We start from the raw sequence: 23,743 nt of genomic DNA on the forward strand, positions 1-23,743 counted from the left end.
TTACTGGCTGTTAGCTGCTGATTCTGCAGGCATTGCATTGACTGGTGCACCTGGGCGGATTTTCTGTAAACCTTCAACAATTAACTTATCGCCACTGTTTAGGCCGTCTGTCACTAACCAGTTTGAACCAACAGTACGATCAGTTTTAAGCACACGTGCTTCTACGGTATTGTCTTTGCTTACTACCATGGCAGTAGGCTCACCTTTTGTGTTTCTGCTTACGCCACGTTGCGGTGCTAAAATCGCATCACTTTTCACACCTTCAACAATCACTGCACGAACATACATACCTGGTAGTAGTAATTTTTCTGGGTTAGGAAATTCAGCACGTAAGGTTACTGAGCCTGTGCTTGGATCAACAGTCACTTCAGAGAATTGCAATGTACCTTTATGTTGATAAGTACTGCCGTCTTCCATCTTTAATTCAACTTTTGAATGTAAAGCGGCATCTTTATCAAGATCACCCGCAGCAATGGCTTTTTTCAAACGTGTTAGTTCACTGCTTGACTGGGTTAAATCAACATAGATTGGGTCTAATTGAGTAATGGTTGCTAATGCTGTTGCTTGATTAGCACTCACAAGGGCACCGGCAGTGACATCTGATTTACCAATTTGACCACTAATTGGCGCTAACACTTTGCTGTAGTTTAAATTGATTTCAGCGGTTTTAAGCTGTGCTTGAGCCGTTAGTAAGTCTGCTTTTGCACCTTTGTATGCTGCATCAGCTTCGTCGTAATCTTGTTGGCTTACTGCTTTGATGCTCAATAGCTCTTTATAGCGTTCTGCTTTTGCCTTGGCATTTGCAATACTTGCTTGAGCTTTAGTAATAGCGGCTTTACTAGTCGCTACTTCAGCTTCAAATGTAGATGGGTCAATCTGATATAAAGCTTGTCCTTTTTCAACCTCAGCACCTTCAACAAACATACGTGATTGAATAATACCGTTAACCTGCGGACGAATTTGCGCGATACGTGAAGCAGCCACACGACCCGGTAATTCTTTAGTTAGCGTAAGTGGTTTGCTTTGCATCTCAATAACACCAACAGGAACAGCTTGAGCTGCCTGCGTTTGCCCTTGAGCCGATTCTGATTGGCCGCAGCCTGATAATAAAACAGCACCAGCCAAAGCTGACACTGCAAAAAATGGAATGCGAGAGCGCTGCATGTGTAGTTCCTTAGTTTAGAGTGAACGATCATTCTAAACCAAAAAAGGCACAGATCAACCATCTTTAAAGAACTTTACATTAAATAAAATGCTTGCTTTAACGCATGAATTTTGCGCAATAAATAAATTGCTAATTGAATTATTACGAATGTAACTGAGAAAGTTGTTTTAAAACTATTAGTTATGCGAATTGAAGTTATATCAATTCGCAGATTATTCGCCTAAACACATGCCCATTGCGCGGGCACTTGCTATTAAACAATGTTCTAGAGGGATGACGCGATATTCAGAAGTAGCTTCTTTTAAACTGATTGGTTTAATTTCACCGTCTTTACTGACAGGAATAAAACCAAACTGGCCTTTCTTTACTAGCTCGAATGCTTGCACCCCAAACTCTGCTGCAAGCACCCTATCAAACGCATTAGGTGTGCCTCCACGTTGAATATGCCCTAATACGGTTACTCTTACATCAAGATCAAGCGCCACACGTATTTGTGAAGCAAGCTGCTCAGCAATGCCACCAAGCATTGGGTTTTCGTAACCAAGTTCATTTGATTGTTTACTAACAACACCACCAGCAACAGGTTTTGCTCCTTCTGAAATGACAATATTGGCAAATCCGTGACCTTTATCAAAACGTGATGTTAGTTTGGCTTTAATCGCTTCAATATCGTAAGGAATCTCTGGAATAAGTGCGACTTCTGCGCCAGCTGCAATGGCTGAATGCAAACAAATCCAACCGGCATCGCGCCCCATTACTTCAGTCACAATCACTCGGTTATGACTTTGCGCTGTTGGTATTAAACGATCAATGGCTTCGGTGGCGGTGTCGACAGCAGTCTGAAAACCAATTGTGTAATCAGTGCCATATAAATCATTATCAATAGTTTTTGGTACCCCAACGATATTTAAGCCATGCTCAAATAAATGCTGAGATACCCTATGTGAACCATCACCACCAATATTTATAACGGCATCAAAACCAAGTTGCTTAATAATACTGATTAACTCATCAGAGCGGTCAATAAACACTTGTTCACCCGCTATTTCAGCAGGAAATGCGGTAGGATTCCCTTTATTAACAGTTTCGAGAATTGTTCCACCACGAACATGAATACCCGCCACAACTTCACTGGTTAAGTGTATAATATCATATGGCTTTTCAAGCACACCACAATATGCTCTTCGGCTACCATACACCTGCCAATTGCCATCATGTTCGGCTGCTTTAACCACCGCTCTGATCACCCCATTGAGCCCAGGGCAATCACCCCCACTTGTTAATAGCAGTAATTTTTTCATTGTGTTACCAACTTCGTTCACTGATTAATTACAGATTAGCTTATATGTTGAAGTTTCGCGTATGACTTACATCAACTAAAACTTGGTTTTTTATGCGTAGAAAAAAGCGCAACAAATAGCACTAGTAATACATACTTAGGCAGACTAGTCAGTAAAGTGGTGTTATCAATATTTGCAGAAAAGGTGTTAACAGCAAAATATAAATGCAGCGCTAAAAATGGTGTCAGCAATATAAAGTATGAATACGCTTTATCTTTAAGGTACAGAGACTTACTAATGAGTAAAAATACTAAAAGTAACGCTAACAAAGGAAGGCCTAAAGTCACGATATCAACCATTGATAAAGCAAAGTTAGGTGACAAGTCATAAAGGGCTGAAAGTACTTCGGTTGGAATCGCAATAGCCGAGCCATAACCTATGACTGGTATAGATAAATAGGCAAATAAACAGCCAAAAATAAATAAAAGTAGTACGTTATATTTCATAACCCCATTCCATGGTTTGTTCATTATTAGCCTTACGCTAACTAATAACGAACAAATAATCCACTACTTTTTCAATACCTTACATCGTTAAAATGTCTTAACTTTAAAGGCTAGGTTTTCTACCGCACAGCCTGTACTACTCGTGTTTACACGGTAATAATGAGTATTGTCTGTGGCATTTAAATCTAATAAAAACTCATCATGCTGAGCGACTGCTTGTTGCTCTTGTGTTAAGCACATAGCTTGTACAAGCGAACGTAATTTAGCATCTGAAAAAATAGTGCCAAAACGCTGCATCGGCAGTGGCGGAATTTTAATACTAGGGAGTGCATTATCAACAGTTCGTTTAGCTAGAGTAAAACCATCCTTTGTTACATCAATAACTGCACCAGCAGGCCAATAACTGATTGCTCCGTTGTTTTTAGCGTCAGATTTAACATGCACGACACCGCTTTTACCAATCACCGTCATTAGTGCGGTTTCACCAGCACGAATTGATACAAGGGCGGTGGTCTCATCAATGCCAAAGCCATGCTGTTGCCCGGTATCTGCCAGTAATCTTGCCAAACGCATTGTTCTGTTGCGCTCGCTAAAGTGTGTATCAAGGACACCATAAGTAAAACTGCCAAGCCCACCTTGTTTTTCATAGGTAAGACTGTCAGCCGAAATCTTATCACCGCATTCATTTTCACAGCGCTCACTCGGCGCAGACACCGCAAACGAGCCTTCTCTCATTGCCGATAAACTTGTACCATTTGAAATCATCGGCACTGTGCCATAGGCATTTTTACTACCACTTTGTACCGCTGTACCTGCACTTGTGCCAACAAGTAATGGTCTTTGCAAAATTGCGTGAGTCCAAGGATATTGCTTACCGTTATCATCAAACAGTACTTTTCTGGTTAAACTCTGATCGCCACCGTTAAACATAATACCCGTCGCGTTTTCAATCAGTTTAACTAAATGATCTACCCCTTTATCACAAAGCGCTTTTTCGGCCTTAATTCGATCAGGGTAAATTGTCTCACGATTAAAAACGCCCATAGAGTCAGTGCGTAAAGAATCCAAACTCTCACATTGCTTACTGGTAATCGCTTTTGCTAAGGCGGGGGTTAGAGGTAACCAGCTTGATTCAACACCCTTAAAGTTTAATAACCCTTCATAAAAGTCAGCTGATTCATATGGGTCTCTGCTTGAAGCCGTAACCGCTAAAATTGTTGGTGATTCGGTGGTTGTTTTTAATGAGGCAGCAACAAAGTCTAAAATATCATTGGCTGCACGTTCGTTATTATCGCTTGTACTAACCTGCTCTTTTTGACGGGTAGAATCTGTATTTATTACAGCAACTTCAAGTGAGTCTATGACAAAGTTGTATTCGGAATCTGTGAGTTCGTTTAGTAACTTGTTATCTAAATCACGCCATGCCCATAAAATATCACTTTTAGTGATCACACCTGACTTTTCACGTGCAATCTGTGCTAATACCTTAAGCGTTTGCTGACGATTTTTTTTATTCTTGGTTGGCCAATTTGTCTTTATTGCAGATAAAGCATCATTATTTAATCGAAATTGATTATTCTGTTTACCACTAATCTGTTTACTCGAAAGACAGTTTTTAGGGCTCATACTTGAGCAGGTGGTCAAAGATCCGCCGACTAAGACCAGCGTTTGCTGTTGATCATTTGCATAGACTTTGCTGCCAAATGATGCGAAAAACAAACCAAATACCAAAGAAAAAGCTGAAGTTTGATATTTAGTCTTTTGCTCCTTAAGGATGTTCATATTGTTACACTCTTGTAAAAAAATATTAGAAAATTGCTTGCGCAGCTTTTTGTTGCTTGCTATAAAAAAATGGAACATTTAAAAACGCGAGTAAGCTAGCACTGTATCGCTAGCTTTGTCAAAAGACCTTACGGATTGGAATTATGTTGAAAAACGCATTATCGCTTTGCACATATTTCTACTCTCCACACTACCTTTCGGAGTGGTTTGACGAGTAGCCACACCTCACTTCCTGTGAGGGGCTAGTTGTGTCTATAACCCACTGCCCTGTCTAAAAAATTATAACAATTATTCAAAACGTCACGGTTTTGCCGTGTGTTTTTTAAGACAAAGGTAAATCAATATGTTTCGTCAGTTATCAATTGCTGTAGCAATCAGTGCTGTGCTGTGCCCAGTACAAGCTGTGTATGCTCAAAACGACCAACAATCAGAAAAAATTGAACGAGTAGAAGTAACAGGATCACGAATTAAAGGGGTTGATTTAGAAGGAACCATCCCGCTTACAGTGCTTGACCAAGATGCAATAAAGCGCTCAGGAGCGAACACTATTCATGAATTATTAAAAGATTTATCCGTTTTTAAAGGCGGATCCGGTACCTTTTCAACATCTGAAAGTGGTGGTACATCAACCTCAACGCCAGCGGGTCAATCCGCTGCAAGCTTAAGAGGTATGGGTCCTTCTGCAACATTAACGCTGATTAATGGCCGCCGTGTTGCACCAAGCTCGTTCGCAGCAGGCACTGAAAACTTTGTCGATGTGAACTCAATTCCACTTGCTGCAATCGAGCGCATTGATATTTTAGCCACTGGCGCATCAGCAATTTATGGGGCTGATGCTGTCGCTGGTGTTATTAACTATATTCTCAAAGATGACTATCAAGGAGCTGAAGTAAACACTTCTTACACCAATAGTTTTGACAGTCATGACGAAGCTAAGAAACAACTTAACTTAGTCTACGGAACCATTATCGGTGAAAGTAACTTAACGGTATTTGCTGATATTTACGACCGCAATGCCTTTAAAGCGACAGACAGAAGTTATACCGCAACACCTAATCTAGTGAATGGTTACTCATATTTACCGAAACTTGAGAACTCACCAAACATTTATTATTACAGCAGCCGAGATGGCAATGAACTACCAGCGCCAAACTGTAAAACAGAGCTTGTCACGACTGAGTATGGTGAGCAAATTTGTGCTTACTATGCAAACCAAGATGATTACCTAGAAACCCCATTTGAAAGCCTTTCAACTGGCTTTATGTTTAACAGCACCTTAGGTGATTTAGATTGGCATACCGATTTCTTCTATAGCCAAACTAAATCAAAAGCCTATTCATCACCTGCACCAATCAATCAAATAAACGACGATGATGGTCCGTATATCATAGAGGATGCGCTATTCATTTATGATAACGCTGATGGCAGTAACGACTTAATGGACCAGCTTTATATTGATCCATTTACCACTCAAGCGGGTCGAGAAGTGTATGCCTTTGCATTTGATGCACGTTTTAATTCACCGCGTACAGTTGAAGTTGAAACTAAAAACTTTCGCTTAGTCAGTAGCCTAGCTGGTTACATTGGGGACTGGAGTTGGGAGTCAGGTATAACATTTTCTCGTTCTAAGTCAGAGCAAGAAGCGATTGATGGTATTTACAACCGCTACCAATTTCATGCTGCAATCACTGGTGAATTATGCTCCGACGGTTCAACTGCTACATACGATGGAACACAGCTCAATTGTGCGCAAGGTCAGTTAATGCCATTCTACAACCCTTTTTTACAGGGTGATGCTAATAATGATGCGGTGCTTGAGCTTGCAAAAGCAAACCCAAGTAGAAATGGTGAGAGTACAGTCTACGGATGGGACTTAAACTTTAATGGCGATTTATTTACATTTAATGAGTTACCCATTTATGCTGCATTTGGTATTGAGGCTCGCCGAGAAGAGTTAAAAGATATTCCGTCTTTAGACTCACAAGCGCGTGCTGAAAATGGTTATTTAGTCGATGTTTTTGGTTTTGGCTCGAGCTTATCAGAAGCAGACCGTACGCAGTACGCTGCATTTGTAGAGTTGAATATGCCAGTTACTGAGCAGCTAGAACTGCAAGTTGCTGGGCGTTACGATCATTACGATGACTTTGGTGGAACGTTTAACCCTAAAGTAGGTTTAAGCTACCGCCCTTCAGATTCTCTAATTATTAGGAGCTCTTGGTCAACGTCGTTTAGAGCACCTTCATTAACTCAAGCTGGCGTAAAATTACGTACCACACAATCAAGCTTTGATTGTGGCGCAAATCAGGCTGTTGCAGATTTATACTGTATGGGCGATGGTACAGAAGTCAGTGTTAACAGCCTAGAACTAGGTAATCAAGCACTCAAAGCCGAAGAGTCTGAAGCGCTCAGTATTGGCTTTGCATGGAGCCCATCTGTAAATACCAATCTCACTGTCGATTATTGGCATTTTGATCATGAGCAAGTCATCGATACCAATATGACTGCCGTACTAGATAGAGCAATCACGGATGCTTCTCTTCGTCACTGTGGCTTAGTACCACTAGGCCAACAAGGTATTTCGTACGAGCAGCAGCTGTGTGAAGTAACCGATAATGCAGGCCTTAATATCGAAAATGATGGCGCTAATCTTTCAGAGATCCTAACAAACTATATTAGTGAGTTTAATCCGCGAGAAGATGAGCTATTCCTGCCGCTATTTAGAGACCATGTTATTCCACTGGAAAATACCGGCACACAAACCTTAGCGGGTATCGACTTTAAGTTCGATCATCGTTTTCTTTTTGCAACAGGCAACTTAACACTCGCTTTCGATGGTACACACTATTTAGAGTTTGAGCGAAACAAACCCGGTTCAGATGCAATCGAAAAGTTAATCGGCACTTATCGCTACCCTGAAAATGTAGGCAGATTCTCTATCGATTGGGATGCCGAGAGTTATTACATAAATCTAGGTGCCAATTATACCAGTAGTTATGAGGATGATATTGAAGGGCTACGTGGCCGTGAAATAGATGAGTTAGAAGAACTTGGCGAGCTTAATGATGAGTTAAAACGCGATGTTGATGACTGGCTAGTATGGGATTTATCTGCCGGGTATTTTATCAATGATGCATTATCAATCCGTGCTCGTATCGATAATATCTTCGATAAAGAACCGCCTAAACTATATGGTTCAAGCCGAGGTTTTGATTCTATAAATCATAATGCTTATGGTAGTCGCTATACGTTAAGTTTGAGCTATCGCTTTTAGCAAGGTATGGGCGACTTAATAGTCGCCCACACTTTTGAGCTTACGTTATCTTAAACTAACGACTCTCAGTATTATTCTTTCTTAGCAAGGGCTACAATACCTTGCTTATCTTATAAACGTCGAATGACCTTTAAGTGACTTTATGAAAAACAAACAGTTTGCGATGCCAGATGCGAGCATCATTTTGTTGTGCGTCGCCGTTATCGCCTATTTTGCCAGCCTATTTATAACCCCTGGTGTGTTTAATGCCGAAAAAGATAGCCATAGCGTTGAATTATCACAATATCAAATAGCCTCAGATCATACCCCGCCAGCATTTTTTGCAGAAGGTGGTGAAATTGGCCTCGCTAATGTTTTATTTGAAGGGTTAGTGTCAGGTGATAAGTATGGCGCAGCGATTGGTGTGATGGCGTTTATTTTAATCACTGGCGGTGCGTTTGGGATTATCTTAAAAACCGGTGCGATAAATAACGGCATAATGGCACTCATTAATAAAACACAACATATTGAGTGGGTATTCATTCCTCTCTTGTTTGTGCTTTTCTCTTTAGGGGGTGCGGTTTTCGGCATGGGTGAAGAAGCCATCGCCTTTTGTATTGTGTTATTCCCGATTATGAAGCAACTTGGTTATGACGCAAAAGTTACCGTATTAACAACCTATGTTGCTACACAAATTGGCTTTGCCACCTCATGGATGAACCCATTTAGCATTGCCATAGCTCAGTCTATAGCTGAAATTCCCGTTTTTTCTGGCGCGGGGTTCAGAATGGTTGCTTGGCTTGTTTTTACTTCATTTGGCCTTGTATTCACCATTCGCTATGCCAATTCTATCAGAGCAACTAAACAACAATCTAACCAACACAAAGACAGTGCAATAAATTTAGATAACGCAGATAAACTAATCTTACTTACTTTTATTGCTGGCATTATTTGGGTTATTTGGGGTGTGATGGCTAGGCAGTATTATATTCCTGAATTATCAGCGCAATTCTTTTGTCTTGGTATTGCTTGCGCTGTAATCGCCAGCCTATTCAAAAAACAAACTGCCAATGAAAGCGCAAACGCATTTAAACAAGGTGCCCAAGAGCTCTTACCTGCAGCGCTTTTGGTTGCTTTGGCAAAAGGCGTTATTTTAATACTTGGCGGTAGCGATTTAACGTCGCCTTCAACCCTTAATACCTTGCTGTATTATAGTGCCACCAGCATCTCAGTTGTGCCCGATTATATTGCTGCTTGGGGCATGCTATTATTTCAAAGTGTATTTAACTTCTTTGTTTCGTCAGGTTCAGGACAAGCAGCCATAACAATGCCGCTAATGTCGCCGCTTGGTGATTTGTTAAATATCTCACGTCAAATTGTGGTGTTGGCATTTCAGTTGGGTGATGGTTTAACGAATATTTTTATTCCGACTTCTGCTAGCCTTATTGGCTGTTTAGGTATTGTTAAATTAGATTGGAGTGAATGGGCACGTTTTATTTGGCGCTTCACTTTAGCTTTGTTCGGCCTTGCCAGTGGTTTTATTTTTCTCGCACACTTTATTAACTATCAGTAAAAGATTTAATTATGTTAACACTTATAAAAGGCGCAGACGTTTTCGCCCCCTCACCTTTAGGTATTCAAGATGTTCTGATTGCTGGCACTAAAATAGTTGATATACAGCCTGAAATAACTATCGATACTTATCAGGGGATTACCACGATTGATGGCACTCATTGTATTTTGGCCCCGGGGTTTGTAGATTCACTCGTTCATATAACTGGCGGAGGCGGCGAAGCTGGCTTTGCAAGTAGAACACCAGAAATGAACCTGACTGATGCAACACTGCATGGTACAACAACCGTTATTGCAGCTCTTGGCACTGACTCAAGTAGCCGAACTCATAGTAATTTGATTGCTAAAGCAAAAGAGCTGAAAGAGCTTGGGCTCAACGTTTTTTGTCATTCGGGCTCATATCATTTACCTGCGAAAACACTGACAGACTCTATCACCAGCGATTTAATGTACATAGATGAGTTTATTGGCGTGGGAGAAGTTGCTATATCGGATCATCGTAGCAGCCAACCCACAGTGCAACAGCTGGCAGAGCTTGCCGCTGAGTCAAAAGTAGCTGGCATGTTAAGTGGTAAAAAAGGCACTGTCAGCATTCATGTTGGCCCTGTTGATACACATTTATCGTTATTGCATGAGGTTGATAAGCTAACCGATATTTCGCTAGCACAATTTTACCCAACTCACATGAATCGCAATATTGACTTACTTAATGCTGGGGTAGAGTTTTGTAAAGCCGGTGGCACTATCGACTTTACAACAAGTACAACCGAGTATGACCTTGCTCATGGTGAATACTCTGCCGCACACGCACTAGCTTACTGCCTAGAGAATAAAGTCGACCCAACAAAACTAACCATGAGCTCAGATGGCCATGCAAGCCTTCCTATTTTTGACAAAAGCTTTAACCTGCTTGGCCTTGAAGTAGGCAAAGAGTCCACATTGCATGGCTCGTTTGTAGAAGCTGTGCAAAAATACAATGTTTCGATTGAACACGCTTTAATGGCGATTACATCAAACCCTGCACAGATACTGGGTATCAATAAAGGTGTAATTAAGCAAAATGCAGATGCCGATCTTGTGTTACTTAATAAAACAACGCTTGCGCCAACAGAATGCTGGTCAAAGGGTGTTCATATGATAAGCAAAGGCAAAGCACTTGTTAAAGGCGCCTTTGAATAAGGCCGCAATCGGCGGCCTTAAACACTATGCTAAACATGTTCCGAAATGCGAGTAACGAGTAGTTGCTCGACTTTCACCCCTTCAACATCAACAACCTCAAACTTATAGCCAGCATAGTTTATAAACTCGGCGCGTTTAGGCAGGCGTTTCATGGTGTAGATCAAAAACCCTGCGACTGTTTCGTAATGAGACTGTTCAGGGAACTCTTCAATTTCAAGGACTTTAGCAAGCTCAACCACAGGTGTTAAACCATCGACCAGCCAAGATGAATTATCACGTTGAATAATTAACTCTTCACCCTGGTGGCTAATTAAGTCGCCCATAAATCCTTTCATTAAATCTTTAACAGTAACAATACCTACCATTAGCGCGTACTCATTAACCACTACGGCAAACGGCTCTGCCGCTTTTTTGAAAGTATTTAGCGCCTCTGAAAGACTCAATGTTTCTGGCAGATAAAAAATATCTTGGCTTATTAATTCATTGTCGATTTCAGCGGTTTGCCCTTTTAGCACCTTACGTAGGATATCTTTTGATTCAACCGAGCCAATTAATTTATCTAAACTACCATCACACACTAAAAAGTGATTATGAGGGTGCTCAATAATTTTGGTTGCAACTTCTTGAGCATCAGCTTTTACATCAAAATACACAATTTGATCGCGAGGAGTCATCACACTCGATAAAAAACGTGCTTCTAAATCAAATACATTGCCAATTAGCTCATATTCTTGTTGCTGTAAGCTGCCGTACTCTGCCCCTGCATCCATCATCGCAACGATGTCTTCTGTGGTGACAATATCTTCTCGCTCAGCAGGTACTTTAAAAGCGCGTAAAACCAAATTAGTTATACCATTAAAGAAAACAACAAAAGGAGTGAGCGCAAAGGTCACCCAGCGCATAATGGACACCACGTTTACCGCAACCGCCTCTGGCATAATCATGGCTAACCGTTTAGGTAATAGGTCAGCAAATAAAATAAACAAAGAGGTAATACTCAAAAACGAAATCAAAAAGCTGATTTGACTCAATAACGGGCCTTGATAAATCATGCCTAAGATTTGTTCTATGTAAGGAGATAATGCTTGCTCACCAACAATACCACCTAAAATGGCAATTGCGTTCAGGGCAATTTGTATCATGGCAAAAAATGCCCCAGGTTGCTCTTGCAAGCTAAGCACTGCTTGGGCTTTTTTGTTCCCTTCGTCTACCATCACTCGTAATTTGATCTTACGAGATGCCGCAATCGCTATTTCGCTCATTGCAAACAATGCACTGATCAAAATTAAAATCATGATAATGAGTAAATCACTCATTGTAGCTCCTAATAATTAAGCGCATTCAGAGTGTTGAATGCAAACAACTTTTTGCTCGTTTAGGCTGGCGAGAGTTTGGCGAGAATGGACAAAAAGCAGCTGATTATAGCCACTTTGTAGTAATCAACAAGTGCTATTTTTAATCGTTAATAGCAAAGCCTTTATTTAATTTTTCAAGAGTCACAGGATTGATATTTTTATTGCAGGCAAAGTATAACTGAGGTGTGCCAACGGGCAGTTTAAATATCGGTTTTAAATCTTCAAGGGTGCTATCATTATTACGTTCATGTTTAAACTGCTCATCACTAAGGATGACTAAATCGATACTTGAGCGTCTGCTTTTCAGTACATCATAAATGTTGTCAAAACTATCAAGTAAGATCAGCTGATTACGTTCATCAAAGCCGTTTTCTTTTAAGTAAATATGTGAATAGTTATTTTTTAATACAGCAATTCGGTATTTCTTAGCTTCGTCTATGCTCGCTATTTTTACTTGCTCAGATTTAAACGAATAGAATGACGCTGAAAAGCCACCAATTTTCGCTACCCAAGTAAACTTATCTTCGCGTGCCGGAAGCCTTGCCATAGAAAAGATGCAGGTATTGCTATCACGCAATGCAGCGTTATACGAAATTGACCAAGAATTTACTGACACCTCATAATCCACGCCACTTTTATCTAAACCTGATTTAACTTTATCAACTACAGTGCCAGTTAATTCGCCATTTTCATCTAGGTATTGGAAATTAGGGAAATTTTCGGTCACCACAGTAATTGCTGCAAAACAAGGTTGCAGAAAAAGCAGCAATGACAAGGTGATAATTGAGCGCATAATGAGCGATACCAAATAAATTATAATTATTTTTTATAATAATATAGCTCGGAGTTGCAGATATTGAAATATTTTTTAGTAAAAAGGAATGAGCGGAAACAGGGTGTTTCCGCTCTAGAGTCAATTACTTATTCATTGCATTTATTAAAAATGCTGAGATTTTAGCGCCTTCTCTTAGAGTTGTTTCAGAACTTGTCTGACCGATTAATGAGCTATCTGTGAATGGTGCAATTTCCATCATGTCAGCACCAGTAATTGGGAACTCGTCAGCCAATGCAACTAGAATGTCTAATGCATGCTGAGGTGTTAAACCACCGGCTTCTGGTGTTCCTGTCGCTGAAGCAAAGCTTTCATCAAGTGCATCAATATCAAAGCTCACATAAAGCTCATCAACATTATCTGCTTTTAGCTGCGCAATAACTTCTTCAGCAACAGCTTTAGCGCCACGTTCGATGATTTCGTGTGCCCAATGTTGTTTAACGCCAAACGTGTCTTCCCAGTGTTGTTTAGGCTTACCACTAGAGCGAATACCAAATTGAATTAAGTTACGTGGAGCTGGTAAGTACTCAAGAATATGTGTACACCACGAACCAAAACATAAATCGATACCTAAACGTTCAACTAATAAGTCTGTATGAGCATCAAAGTGAATGATTGCAGTGCGTTTTCCTGCGTCACGTTTTGCTTTTAAGTAAGCTTTAGTCAGCGGGTAGCTAATTGAATGGTCGCCACCGATACCAAAAATACCCTTATCTGGGTAATTTGCATAAAAGCCATCACAGACATCTTCAGTGATAGACAAAGGCGATACATGATATTGGCTGTCTTCATCAGCATATAACGCTTTTTGACAGTTTGTAATGGTTGCATCGTTAAGGTATTTATCATGTAATAAATGCGGGATCACACGAACATCACCTAAATCAAAAGCGCGCGCTTGTGGTTGTTGATCAATCAAGGTAGAGCGTAAAAATAGTGGACCCCAGTTAGCACCACGTAAAATACCACCGCCACAATCAGAGCTAATACCTAAAATTACCGCTTTGTGTTCAGACTCTGCCAGTGTTTCAAGTGACTCTTTCCAAAGCACATCAACATTATCTGTTTGGCCGTATAATTTAGTACGCAGCGCATCTTTACGTTCTTTTGCTGTATTAACTGTAAATACGCCATCGCCAGGAGGACAAAGACACTGACTTAGTTTTTCGTGGAAGGCTTTTTGTGTGTTACTCATCTCTACTCCGCTGATCTTTATCTGCATATTCATGCGTAATTAAAAAACTTACGCAATCAGGTTTGTGTATAGTCTGGATTTTTGAGACTCAACAATCACTTGCTCAACCAAACCTATAACTTACTGATATTAAATGGTTATAATTTTAATGCAGATGAATTTAAACTGCTCTAGTCAAATAAGAGCGCTGTATTTTGGCAGGTATAACATGCGCGAAAAGAAAGTCAAATTTTGCGGCAACCTAGGTGATTGCCGCTATAGATTTATATTCAAACGAAGTGAATACTCATTATTCGTAGCCTCTTGGCTTCTTAGTTTTGATAACGGCAATGTATGCATGCCAGCTGGCGTAGCTCAATAAAGGCATAATAACGATAAACCCAGCAGTGCCTGTAATAAAGCCGACAAATACCAAACATAGTATCAAACCAGCCCAGACAACCATGGCACCAAAATTTGTTTTAACCGCGTTCATCGAAGATATTACCGCAGTCATAATATCAACACGGCGTTCCATCATAATTTGTGGAGTAAACGCTGAGATAGCAAATACAGTGACCAGTAAGATACCACCGACAATACTACCGAGCGTTAAAAACGCAGATAACTGCTCGAAACTTGGGTTAACAACGTTCGGGTACAATGCATGAATAAGCGCAGCTAAGCGCATCCAAACGATCATAATTACCATTAATAACACTGCAAAGCCCCATTCACCTGCTGGGTTTCTAAACATCGATTTAAGGCTGTGCATCAAGGTGGGTTTGTGGCCTTTTTCAAGCTCCCAAGCAACATCGTAAAGTCCGGCAGCAAAGGCAGGGCCAATTAATGCAAAGCCCACTACAGCAGGTAATATAACTAAGTGTGTATCAAACTGATAAACAAAATACATGATAGTGGCAGGTATCAAGGTAAATACTAATCCGTAGACTAGACTCAGTATGGGTGCATTCGCGATATCTTTAAATGCAAGTGCTAACCAATGAAAAGGCGCACCAATTGAAATTTTCGAGCTTTCTAAACAGCGTGCAAACTCATGGTGTTTACTCATAGAAGATGAAGCAGGCATAATATATCCTCTTTTATCGTTACTTCTTTAGGTTTAGGTTATCTGTGCAATTCTTGCAACATTGGTGATCTAATAGGACATCTGTCCTGTACTTTAAACACATATGATTAAAGTATTACGCTTTAGACAAAAATAAGGTTTAATAATGGAAAAGGTATTTCACTTAGGGCTTACTCGTCAGGACTTAAACGGCGCAACCCTTGCGATTGTCCCAGGCGATCCTGACCGCTCAGCACGCATTTCAACACTTCTCGATAAACCAGAATGCTTAGCGAAGACCCGTGAATTTCATGTATACCGAGGTGAGCTAAACGGGCACAGCGTTGTAGTTTGTTCTACCGGTATTGGCGGCCCATCTACATCAATTGCTGTTGAAGAGCTTGCTCAGCTAGGTATTGATACCTTTTTGCGTATTGGCACAACCGGTGCAATTCAGCCACACATTAACGAAGGCGATATTTTAATTAGCCAAGCCTCAGTACGTTTAGATGGTGCTAGCCAGCATTTCGCTCCACTAAGCTACCCTGCTGTGTCTGACTTCTTTGCAACACAAGCGATGGTAAATGCATGTGATAAGCTAGGAATTAATTTCCACATTGGTATTACTGCATCGAGTGATACGTTCTACCCGGGTCAAGAACGTTACGATACTTATTCTGGCTATGTTCCTCGCTCATTCCAAGGCAGCTGTGAAGAGTGGCAAAAACTAGGCGTGATGAACTACGAAATGGAATCAGCAACACTATTTACTATGTGTGCTGCTCTTGGCTTACGCGCAGCCTGTGTTGCAGGGGTATTAGTAAATCGGACTAAACAAGAAATTCCGAATGTTGACCACGGCGAGATTGAGAAAAAATCAGTCGCCGTCGTCATTGAAGCTGCAAAACTATTGCTAGACTAACCTTCAACTAGTTCAGCAACACAGTGCTCAAATGCTGGTGGGTTTGCAAAACTTGCCAGCACACTTTTAGCCACCTCATATTGATTTTCTGCCCCTTGTGTTTCTAACAAGGTGATTGACTTAACTGTTTTATCATCAAAGGTTAAGCCCGCAAGATAAAACTGACTCAATGCACTTTGTAATGGCGAAAGGCTGGGACTATAGGCAGCATTTTCAGCATAACTTCCGTAAAAGTCACCTTCATCAAAAGTCGTTAATTTAACCGCACTAAAGTTACCTGTGTAAGGCACGTATGCATTGAGTGCCAGTTGAATAAGTTTAGCATCATCAATCGAAAGCTCAGTAAACTGTTTATCGCTTTGCTTATTAGAAAATAAACACGCTTCATTGCCTAGGTCTTTCGGGCCAAATGAATAAGGTAATAACTCATGAAGATTAAAATCGCGTTCAGGCAATAAAATCTCAAGTGAATCTGCGGTGCTCAGTTCATTCATAAATTGACGGCAGTAACCGCAAGGTGCATCGCTAATAGCAATTTTTAACACTGCTTGCGCGCCATTAAGCCATGCATTATTAATGGCTGATTGCTCAGCATGAACGACTAAACTCAATGCTTGATGAGAAAACTCAACATTTGCGCCAAAATAGAAATTTGTTTCGCCTTGCTTGTTTAACCCTACAGCAATAGCGCCAACATAGAATTTAGAAATAGGCGCGACAGAAAATAAACTTGCGACGGGTACACAGGCTTTTAGTAACTCAAGTTGGCTAACTTGAAACTGCTGACAAAGAGAAGAAATATCAGATTGAGATAAGATGCCACGTTGCTGTTTAAGCTGGGCAAAAAGAGAATTTTTTTGTTGATCATTGAAGCTAAACGGCTCTGAATTTTGAGCTAGTTTGCTTGCATCTATCCTAGTTGCTGTCATAACAAATTATAATTATTAATTGGCTAAACAGTTTAAAAGGTTACGTAATGAATTGCTAGGTTTTGGGAGTAAACATCAAGGTAAATCGCACAATAAAAGCTAAAAATTAGCGGTATTTGTAAGCCCAGATATACACAACAAAATAGCGATGACTAGCTCGACCAATTATTGACGAACCAGCCAATTTTTTGCTTTGTTAAAACATTCAAAGTTTTCAGCTTGTAAGTTATAGCGCTTTGCTTTTTGCATAAATAAGTCGTGCATAAAACCATCAAAACTTACAACTATTGCTACAACAGCTTTTTTTAAAGAGTTTGCCACTTCCGGCATAATGGTGAATAAATCAGCAGGTGCGAAATTGTGCGTCATCTCAGACACATCAACGAGTATTTTCTCTGACCCATGTAATTCTGAATATTGTTGGGCAATTTGGTAAAAATTTATCACATCCTGTGCACTAGCAGTCCCTCTTAACGTCATCATCACGAGTGACGTCGATGCATCATAAGTGATGCAAGTAGACACGTTTGGCATAAGTTACTCTAAAAAAAGCGTGGGGTTGATTTGGCTTAACGGTAGCTGAATCAAAAAGCTGGGCTATTTTATTAATATCGCCTCTCTAGTCAATACCTAGCAATAAAATAGGTATGACCAGTTGTAAAATTCAGATTTTAGGATTAGATCTACTTTAAAGAGTTGTTATGCAAATTCATATCTTATTTACTTTAGACACAAGTATGAGTTTTCCTTTCATAGAATCAGCTTTTTCAGATAAACCTATATTTAGTTAAAATTTATAATATTTAGCGTTATTTAGACAGCAAAATGGGTGAGCATTTTTTAAGCTCACTTTTAAATGGATTGGTGTGTCATGAAAGCGCGATTGGTTATATTATTTGGCTTTACCTTGTTGATTTTATTAATTTCAACAACACCTAAAGCGATGCCCATTAAAGAATTTGAAAAGCTTAGAACCTCAATAAGGCAAAGCTACGCCAGTTCACCTCAAGAAGGGCTTGAGTTTGTCAATGCGCTAATTGAAACTACCGAACTAACGCTAGAACAAAAGATTATAGTCACTAATTATAAAGCTTGGTTTTTGCTTGAGACTGACAGGCTTGAACAAGCCATGGAAACCATTGTTAAGTACATGAATATGGTTTCTCAATCTGATGAAAAAGACCTCATGTATGGCTATTTCAATATTTCTGGTGGGATTTATGCACGCTTAGGTCTATATGAAGAAGCCTTAGCGTACTATCGCGATGCCATGCCATTTGCACAATCTCGAGATGAGCGTTTAGTTTATCAAACCGAAAATAATATCGCTTTGGTAAAGCTACGTTTAAACCGTTATAAAGAAGCTGCCGACTCGTTCACATACTATCGAGATTATGCCCACAGTAAAAATCAAACTCTCAACGAATCATTTGCAAGTAATAATTTAGCGCTAGCTTTAATTGGGTTAAAACAGTATCCAGAAGCACTCAAGATTATCAATGAAGCTATCGGGCTGCAAAGCCAACACAACTACACCACTCACCTTGCTTCAAGCCTGGTTCTAAAAGCCAAAGTATTACGTTTTCAGGGTTTTTTAAAAGACTCAGAAAAGGTACTCAACGAAGCTTCGACGCTTATTGAAAATAAACAGCTTGAGAATGAGCAACTTAATATTATTTTATGTTTAGCAGAAACGTATGAAGCACAAGGACATACTGATAAAGCACTCACAACGCTTGCATCCGTTGATACTCACACTGTTAGCCATACTAATTTTGAAGCCCTGTTATCGATTGCCAAATTAACTGCAGAGCTTTACGAGCAACAAAAAAATTATGTAAATGCACTTAGCGCTTATAAACAATATTCGTTCATTAACGCAGCTATTTTAACCAGACAAGCCAAAGTGAATTTAGCAAAAGCGCTTGCAGAAGCCGATGTTGCCGCAAAAGAAGTAAGAATTTCTAACCTAACTCGTGCTGAGCAAATAAAAGCCACTAAAGCCAATGCATTTAAAGATCTCACGATTGTAGTAAGCATCTGTTTAGTTGTTATTTTATTTGGCTCACTTATCGCCATTAACAGCATAGACAAACAAAAACAAAAATTAACTAAAGCATTAGAGCAGTTAAAAGATACACAAGATCATCTGATTGAAATCGAAAAAATAGCCTCTTTAACAGCACTGGTATCTGGTATGGCGCATCAACTTAATACCCCTATTGGCACCATAGTGACAGCAAGTTCATTAATAGATGATTACATGGAAGGTTTAGAAGAAAAATTTAAAGCCCGAGAGCTCTCTAGCAAACATTTTCATAAGTTTATTACCGATACCAATAGCGCTAAAGAGCTAGTGATCAGTAGCATTAATCGACTTGCCGGCATCGTCGAAGAATTCAAAGCGCTCAATGTGTCTATTCACCTTGATAAACCAATGAGCAAAATACAGCTGCCAAGCTTTATTAGTCATCGTTTATACCCTTTGAGTAAACACCTTGGTAAACAAATTGAGTTTAAAATTCATGGCGATGAAGCAGTTATTACGTCATATCCAACTATCTTAAGTGATGTATTAAAAACCTTGGTTATTAATTCCTGCGAGCATGGCTTTGTGAATTCTGATCAAGGTGTTGTCGAGGTAACAGTTAAAGCCTATACACATGTGGTTGAAATTACCTACCAAGATAACGGTGTCGGTATCAATGATGAGATCCTACATGAAATATTTACGCCTTTTTATACAACAAATCTAGGTGGAAACCATCTAGGGCTTGGCTTAAACGTAGTATTTAATGCGGTAAAATATAATCTTAGAGGGAAAATAAGCGCCGAGTCATGTAAACACGGCGCTCGTTTTGTGATTAGCTTGCCAATTGATGCAAGGTTAATCGATGACACTAGCTATTAACCGGTATTACGCATACCTGCAGCGATACCTGTCATAGTGATCATCAAGGCATTATCAATATCGCCTGCAGAGCTTTCATCTGCTTCGCGTGAACGACGCAGTAACTCAACTTGTAATAAGTTAAGTGGATCTGTGTACGGGTTACGTAGCGCGATTGACTCTTTGATCCAAGGTTGGTCTGCAAGCAGGCTCTTTTGTGGGCTAAGCGATTGAACAAGCTCAATAGCTTCGCTCAATTCTTGACGTAACTTCACGCCTAATGGCTTATATTGTTCAGTTACTAGTGCATCATCGTAATGCGCACTTAACCATGTATCAGCTTTACTAAATACCATCTCTAGCATCTCTAAACGAGCACGGAAGAATGGCCATTTTAAGCTCATTTCATGAAGTGTCTCGATACCATACTTATCTAACGCAGCTTTAAGGCCTGTTAATGCACCTAACCAAGCTGGCAGCATTAAACGGTTTTGGCTCCATGCAAAGATCCATGGAATAGCACGAAGGCTTTCTACCCCACCGTTCGGGTTACGCTTCGCAGGTCGAGAACCAAGTGGCAGTTTAGAAAGCTCTTGTTCTGGCGTTGCCATTCTAAAGTAAGGAACAAAGTTTTCATCATGGCGCACAACTTGACGGTAATGCTCACACGAATCTGCACTAATAAGCTCCATAACATCACGCCATTCGCTCTTTGGCTCTGGTGGCGGCAACAAGTTACTTTCTAGAACTGCACCGGCATAAATATTTAAGCTTTGCAGAGCAACAGCAGGTAAACCAAACTTAAAGCGGATCATTTCACCTTGTTCTGTTACACGTAGGCCACCTTTTAATGAACCTGGAGGCTGTGAGCGCAGTGCTTGGGCAGCTGGCGCGCCACCGCGACCAACCGTACCACCACGGCCGTGGAATAAAATAAGCTCAATACCGCGATTTTCGGCTAATTGAACCAGTTTATCCATAGCTTCATATTGTGCCCAACCAGCAGCCATCATGCCTGCATCTTTTGCTGAGTCTGAGTAGCCGATCATGACATTTTGTTGGTTTTGAATATGACCTCGGTACCAAGTGTTATCAAGTAAACATTCGATAACCTCTTTACCATTATTTAAGTCGTCTAACGTTTCAAATAATGGCGCAACCGGTAAGTTAAACTTACAACCACTTTCTTTAAGCAGTAACTGTACTGCCAGCACATCAGATGCGGTACGTGCCATCGAGATAATATACAAACCAAATGTTTGAGCATCTTGCGCTGCGATTACATCGAATGTATCTAGAACCTCTTGTACTTCTGGGCTTGGTTGCCAATGTTTTGGAATTAGCGGACGTCGAGAGTTTAGCTCAGCAAGTAAAAACGCTTGTTTGTCTTCTTCTTGCCATTGATGGTAATCACCTAACCCTAAATAACGTGTTAACTCAGAGAAAACATCACCATGACGCGATGAATCCTGACGTACATCGAGTTTTGCAAGGCGTAGACCAAAGCTATTAATACGGCGCAGAACATCAAGCAACAAGCCATCGGCAACTACTTTCATGTTGGTTTTAATAAGCGAGCGATAACACACTTCGATTGGGTGTTTAATTTGCGCGATATCAGTAATTAAATCTTCAGAATCAGTGCGCTTTTTCTTAATTTTAGCGCCCAAATGCGTCACAGTTTCAGCAATTTGATTCTTTAACTTTTTAAGTACCGCACGGTAAGGTTCAAAGTCTTGACCTGCAAGCTCAATAAGCTCATCGCTTGCATCCGACATAGATAACTCATTGCTTAGCGTTTCGATATCACGAGAATACAAATCAAGCGCCATCCAGCGGCCATGATCAAGTACTTGCTGTGTGACTTCAGCAGTTACAAACGGGTTACCATCGCGGTCGCCGCCCATCCAAGAAGTAAATTCAATTGGACTGAAATCAATAGGTAGCTCTAAATCAAGCTCTGCTTTTACGTCTTCGCCAAACTCACGTAAAAAACGCGGAACAGCGTGCCATAAGCTATTTTCAATAACCGCAAAACCCCATTTAGCTTCATCAATTGGCGTTGGGCGTGAGCGACGGATATCGTCAGTATGCCACGCTTGGCTAATAAGCTGGGCAATGCGGTTTAATAAATCTGCACGTTCACTAGGTAAGTTGTCTTTACGCTCTAAAGAGGCAAGGCAATCACTTAATTCTACGTGTTTATTGATCATTGTACGGCGTGTCACCTCAGTTGGGTGAGCCGTCAGAACTAAATTGATGTGGAGTTTTGAGAGTGTTTGCGCCAAGTGATTAGGATCAACTTGACCTTGCTTTGATGCTGTTGCTAACGCTTTTAATGTTTGAGTGAGAGGGTTTAGTTGGCAAAAACCAACATCATTAAAGCGTGATACGGTATGAAATTGTTCAGCAACATTAGCAAGATTCAAAAAATGATTAAATGAGCGTGCAACCGGTAATAGTTCTTCATCTGTGAGAGCGTGTAGTACTTCGATAAGCGCTTGTCTGTCGGCTTCGTTACCACTACGTGACGATTTAGATAAAGCGCGAATCTCTTCTACCTTATCTAAAATGGCTTGTCCTTGTGCATCTTTAATGGTTTGACCCAGCATTTGTCCAAGCATACTAACATTACCGCGAAGTGCAGCGTATTGTTCACTCATTCTCATACTCCTTTCTTTAACTAAGTTGAAAGTACTTACTGCACAGTATTTAGCCAAGCACGAACGCAGCTAAATACTGATCCCTTTTATTAATATCATTGTCAGCGTTAATTTAATAGATCGAATTTTCTAACATACTCGTAAAAAAGAATAACCAATCTATAAACATAAAAGTGTAATAAATACGCAGCTTAGTCAGCTACAAAGCGTTAAAGCTAGCTCAATTGGTAAAATGGACTTACCAATTTAAAAGGTAAAATCCCCGTAATTTAAGGCATCCTTAAAGTTCGCATGGTCAAATTTTTACCAGCCTTTTTTATGTGTTTATAGGGTTAGATCAAGACAAACAGAGCTACTATCATTTTATTAGTTGGTGAGAGTTTGAGCGAAAAAATTTTCAAATATTTTTAGAACAGGTCAAAAATGCAACTCTATATTTTGTGCGGTGCAAGCAGTGAAATTGCAAATGCCTATTTCACCACTCTAAATAAACAAATAAACAGGGGTCATATCGTAACCATCAGTCGAGGTGAATTTAAGGCAAGTTTTAATAAGTCATCAAGCAATGAGATAAGCCACCAGCATTTTACTACTGACTACTCAGAGCAAAGCTTGAGTGGCATTGCTAAAGAACTAGCCAGTGGCCACTATGATTTGGCACAGTTGATGATATTTAACGGCCTATTGCATGATCCAGATAATGCCCCTGAACGTAAACTTGAACAAATATCTGAGCAGCACTTTATAAATAGCATGACGACAAATGCTCTACTACCAATTCGCTGTGTGACTTTATTCTCATCGCTTTTGAAGCCAAAAGTTTCAACTGTGGTGTGTGCTCTTAGTGCACGTGTTGGAAGCATTAGTGATAACAAGTTAGGCGGTTGGTATAGCTATCGGGCATCGAAGGCGGCATTAAATATGTTATTTAAATCTGCAGCGATTGAACTTAGCAGACGCTATAAAAAATGCCACTGCGTGTTATTTCACCCAGGTACTACTGATACGCCATTATCAAAACCTTTTCAGGCAAATGTGCCCAAAGGAAAGCTATTTACCCCTGAGTTTGTAGCCGAGCAATTGTATTCATTGATAAGTGATGCTGACTATTTACAACAATCACACAACCCTGCCTACTTTGACTGGCAAGGAAAACCCATAGACTGGTAACAGGA

At 40.2% G+C, this 23,743-nt stretch carries 17 protein-coding genes; 6 read left to right on the top strand and 11 right to left on the bottom strand.

What is annotated here, in order from left to right:
- From AADY36_RS18740 to AADY36_RS18755, 4 genes are all read right to left on the bottom strand, one after another.
- Entirely contained in the window at window positions 1–1,164 is a 1,164-nt protein-coding gene (locus tag AADY36_RS18740; protein WP_055198854.1) for an efflux RND transporter periplasmic adaptor subunit, read from the bottom strand.
- Window positions 1,165–1,377: 213 nt separating this feature from the next.
- Window positions 1,378–2,466: a 6-phosphofructokinase gene (locus AADY36_RS18745; RefSeq protein WP_342409461.1), complete on the bottom strand. Its 1,089-nt coding sequence runs from the start codon at window positions 2,464–2,466 to the stop codon at window positions 1,378–1,380.
- A gap of 71 nt (window positions 2,467–2,537) precedes the next feature.
- Window positions 2,538–2,951, bottom strand: a complete 414-nt coding sequence (locus tag AADY36_RS18750; protein ID WP_054563048.1) for a hypothetical protein — start codon at window positions 2,949–2,951, stop codon at window positions 2,538–2,540.
- Between the two features lie 87 nt (window positions 2,952–3,038).
- On the bottom strand, window positions 3,039–4,733 hold the full coding sequence (locus AADY36_RS18755; protein WP_342409462.1) for a cyanophycinase: 1,695 nt from the start codon (window positions 4,731–4,733) through the stop codon (window positions 3,039–3,041).
- 343 nt (window positions 4,734–5,076) lie between these two features.
- On the opposite strand from AADY36_RS18755, the gene AADY36_RS18760 reads away from it, so the two are divergent.
- The 3 genes from AADY36_RS18760 to iadA all read left to right on the top strand — a co-directional run bounded on the left by AADY36_RS18760 (window position 5,077) and on the right by iadA (window position 10,734).
- Window positions 5,077–8,004 carry a TonB-dependent receptor domain-containing protein gene (locus AADY36_RS18760; protein ID WP_342409463.1) on the top strand — a complete coding sequence of 976 codons (2,928 nt, stop codon included), beginning with the start codon at window positions 5,077–5,079 and terminating at the stop codon, window positions 8,002–8,004.
- A gap of 142 nt (window positions 8,005–8,146) precedes the next feature.
- Window positions 8,147–9,556: a putative basic amino acid antiporter YfcC gene (yfcC, locus tag AADY36_RS18765; protein ID WP_342409464.1), complete on the top strand. Its 1,410-nt coding sequence runs from the start codon at window positions 8,147–8,149 to the stop codon at window positions 9,554–9,556.
- Window positions 9,557–9,567: 11 nt separating this feature from the next.
- The gene (gene iadA, locus AADY36_RS18770) at window positions 9,568–10,734 is read left to right on the top strand and encodes a beta-aspartyl-peptidase (protein ID WP_239963457.1); all 1,167 of its coding nucleotides are present in this window, start codon (window positions 9,568–9,570) and stop codon (window positions 10,732–10,734) included.
- 29 nt (window positions 10,735–10,763) lie between these two features.
- Here the strand turns inward: iadA and AADY36_RS18775 are convergent, their stop codons facing one another.
- The 4 genes from AADY36_RS18775 to AADY36_RS18790 form a co-directional block, all read right to left on the bottom strand.
- Window positions 10,764–12,050, bottom strand: coding sequence for a hemolysin family protein (locus AADY36_RS18775; RefSeq protein ID WP_055021855.1), 1,287 nt, complete (start codon window positions 12,048–12,050; stop codon window positions 10,764–10,766).
- A 139-nt stretch (window positions 12,051–12,189) separates the two neighbouring features.
- Window positions 12,190–12,882 carry a substrate-binding periplasmic protein gene (locus AADY36_RS18780; protein ID WP_055021854.1) on the bottom strand — a complete coding sequence of 231 codons (693 nt, stop codon included), beginning with the start codon at window positions 12,880–12,882 and terminating at the stop codon, window positions 12,190–12,192.
- 124 nt (window positions 12,883–13,006) lie between these two features.
- Window positions 13,007–14,116, bottom strand: coding sequence for an arginase family protein (locus tag AADY36_RS18785; protein WP_342409465.1), 1,110 nt, complete (start codon window positions 14,114–14,116; stop codon window positions 13,007–13,009).
- 289 nt (window positions 14,117–14,405) lie between these two features.
- Window positions 14,406–15,185, bottom strand: a complete 780-nt coding sequence (locus tag AADY36_RS18790; RefSeq protein WP_054564098.1) for a DUF2189 domain-containing protein — start codon at window positions 15,183–15,185, stop codon at window positions 14,406–14,408.
- Between the two features lie 145 nt (window positions 15,186–15,330).
- Between AADY36_RS18790 and udp the strand changes: the two genes are divergently transcribed.
- Window positions 15,331–16,086, top strand: a complete 756-nt coding sequence (gene udp, locus AADY36_RS18795) for a uridine phosphorylase (RefSeq protein ID WP_342409466.1) — start codon at window positions 15,331–15,333, stop codon at window positions 16,084–16,086.
- On the opposite strand, the gene cdd is transcribed toward udp, so the two are convergent.
- Together cdd and AADY36_RS18805 are read right to left on the bottom strand one after the other, a co-directional pair.
- A complete protein-coding gene (cdd, locus tag AADY36_RS18800) occupies window positions 16,083–17,015 on the bottom strand; it encodes a cytidine deaminase (protein WP_285221175.1) in 933 nt (310 codons plus the stop codon). The two genes, udp and cdd, sit on opposite strands and share 4 nt — an antisense overlap.
- Before the next feature lie 165 nt (window positions 17,016–17,180).
- The gene (locus AADY36_RS18805) at window positions 17,181–17,549 is read right to left on the bottom strand and encodes a hypothetical protein (RefSeq protein WP_062565518.1); all 369 of its coding nucleotides are present in this window, start codon (window positions 17,547–17,549) and stop codon (window positions 17,181–17,183) included.
- Between the two features lie 337 nt (window positions 17,550–17,886).
- On the opposite strand from AADY36_RS18805, the gene AADY36_RS18810 reads away from it, so the two are divergent.
- The gene (locus AADY36_RS18810; protein WP_342409467.1) at window positions 17,887–19,926 is read left to right on the top strand and encodes a tetratricopeptide repeat-containing sensor histidine kinase; all 2,040 of its coding nucleotides are present in this window, start codon (window positions 17,887–17,889) and stop codon (window positions 19,924–19,926) included.
- Here the strand turns inward: AADY36_RS18810 and ppc are convergent.
- Window positions 19,923–22,568, bottom strand: a complete 2,646-nt coding sequence (ppc, locus tag AADY36_RS18815) for a phosphoenolpyruvate carboxylase (protein WP_054564093.1) — start codon at window positions 22,566–22,568, stop codon at window positions 19,923–19,925. The genes AADY36_RS18810 and ppc overlap by 4 nt on opposite strands.
- Window positions 22,569–22,991: 423 nt before the next feature.
- Here ppc and AADY36_RS18820 point away from each other — a divergent pair, with 423 nt between their 5' ends.
- Complete coding sequence (locus AADY36_RS18820; protein ID WP_342409468.1) at window positions 22,992–23,738, top strand: SDR family NAD(P)-dependent oxidoreductase; 747 nt, start codon at window positions 22,992–22,994, stop codon at window positions 23,736–23,738.
- Window positions 23,739–23,743 lie beyond the last annotated feature (5 nt).

The organism is Pseudoalteromonas sp. D15MCD-2 (genome assembly GCF_038562745.1).
In the GTDB taxonomy this organism is placed as follows: Bacteria; Pseudomonadota; Gammaproteobacteria; order Enterobacterales; family Alteromonadaceae; genus Pseudoalteromonas.

Excerpts from the sequence above, each read along its gene's own strand:
- AADY36_RS18805 (WP_062565518.1), bottom strand. The coding sequence starts at position 17,549 with ATGCCAAACGTGTCTACTTGCATCACTTATGATGCATCGACGTCACTC.
- AADY36_RS18790 (WP_054564098.1), bottom strand. The coding sequence starts at position 15,185 with ATGCCTGCTTCATCTTCTATGAGTAAACACCATGAGTTTGCACGCTGT.
- ppc (WP_054564093.1), bottom strand. The coding sequence starts at position 22,568 with ATGAGTGAACAATACGCTGCACTTCGCGGTAATGTTAGTATGCTTGGA.
- AADY36_RS18740 (WP_055198854.1), bottom strand. The coding sequence starts at position 1,164 with ATGCAGCGCTCTCGCATTCCATTTTTTGCAGTGTCAGCTTTGGCTGGT.
- AADY36_RS18775 (WP_055021855.1), bottom strand. The coding sequence starts at position 12,050 with ATGAGTGATTTACTCATTATCATGATTTTAATTTTGATCAGTGCATTG.
- AADY36_RS18750 (WP_054563048.1), bottom strand. The coding sequence starts at position 2,951 with ATGAAATATAACGTACTACTTTTATTTATTTTTGGCTGTTTATTTGCC.
- AADY36_RS18810 (WP_342409467.1), top strand. The coding sequence starts at position 17,887 with ATGAAAGCGCGATTGGTTATATTATTTGGCTTTACCTTGTTGATTTTA.
- AADY36_RS18820 (WP_342409468.1), top strand. The coding sequence starts at position 22,992 with ATGCAACTCTATATTTTGTGCGGTGCAAGCAGTGAAATTGCAAATGCC.
- AADY36_RS18745 (WP_342409461.1), bottom strand. The coding sequence starts at position 2,466 with ATGAAAAAATTACTGCTATTAACAAGTGGGGGTGATTGCCCTGGGCTC.
- AADY36_RS18780 (WP_055021854.1), bottom strand. The coding sequence starts at position 12,882 with ATGCGCTCAATTATCACCTTGTCATTGCTGCTTTTTCTGCAACCTTGT.
- AADY36_RS18755 (WP_342409462.1), bottom strand. The coding sequence starts at position 4,733 with ATGAACATCCTTAAGGAGCAAAAGACTAAATATCAAACTTCAGCTTTT.
- AADY36_RS18785 (WP_342409465.1), bottom strand. The coding sequence starts at position 14,116 with ATGAGTAACACACAAAAAGCCTTCCACGAAAAACTAAGTCAGTGTCTT.
- AADY36_RS18760 (WP_342409463.1), top strand. The coding sequence starts at position 5,077 with ATGTTTCGTCAGTTATCAATTGCTGTAGCAATCAGTGCTGTGCTGTGC.
- udp (WP_342409466.1), top strand. The coding sequence starts at position 15,331 with ATGGAAAAGGTATTTCACTTAGGGCTTACTCGTCAGGACTTAAACGGC.
- yfcC (WP_342409464.1), top strand. The coding sequence starts at position 8,147 with ATGAAAAACAAACAGTTTGCGATGCCAGATGCGAGCATCATTTTGTTG.
- iadA (WP_239963457.1), top strand. The coding sequence starts at position 9,568 with ATGTTAACACTTATAAAAGGCGCAGACGTTTTCGCCCCCTCACCTTTA.
- cdd (WP_285221175.1), bottom strand. The coding sequence starts at position 17,015 with ATGACAGCAACTAGGATAGATGCAAGCAAACTAGCTCAAAATTCAGAG.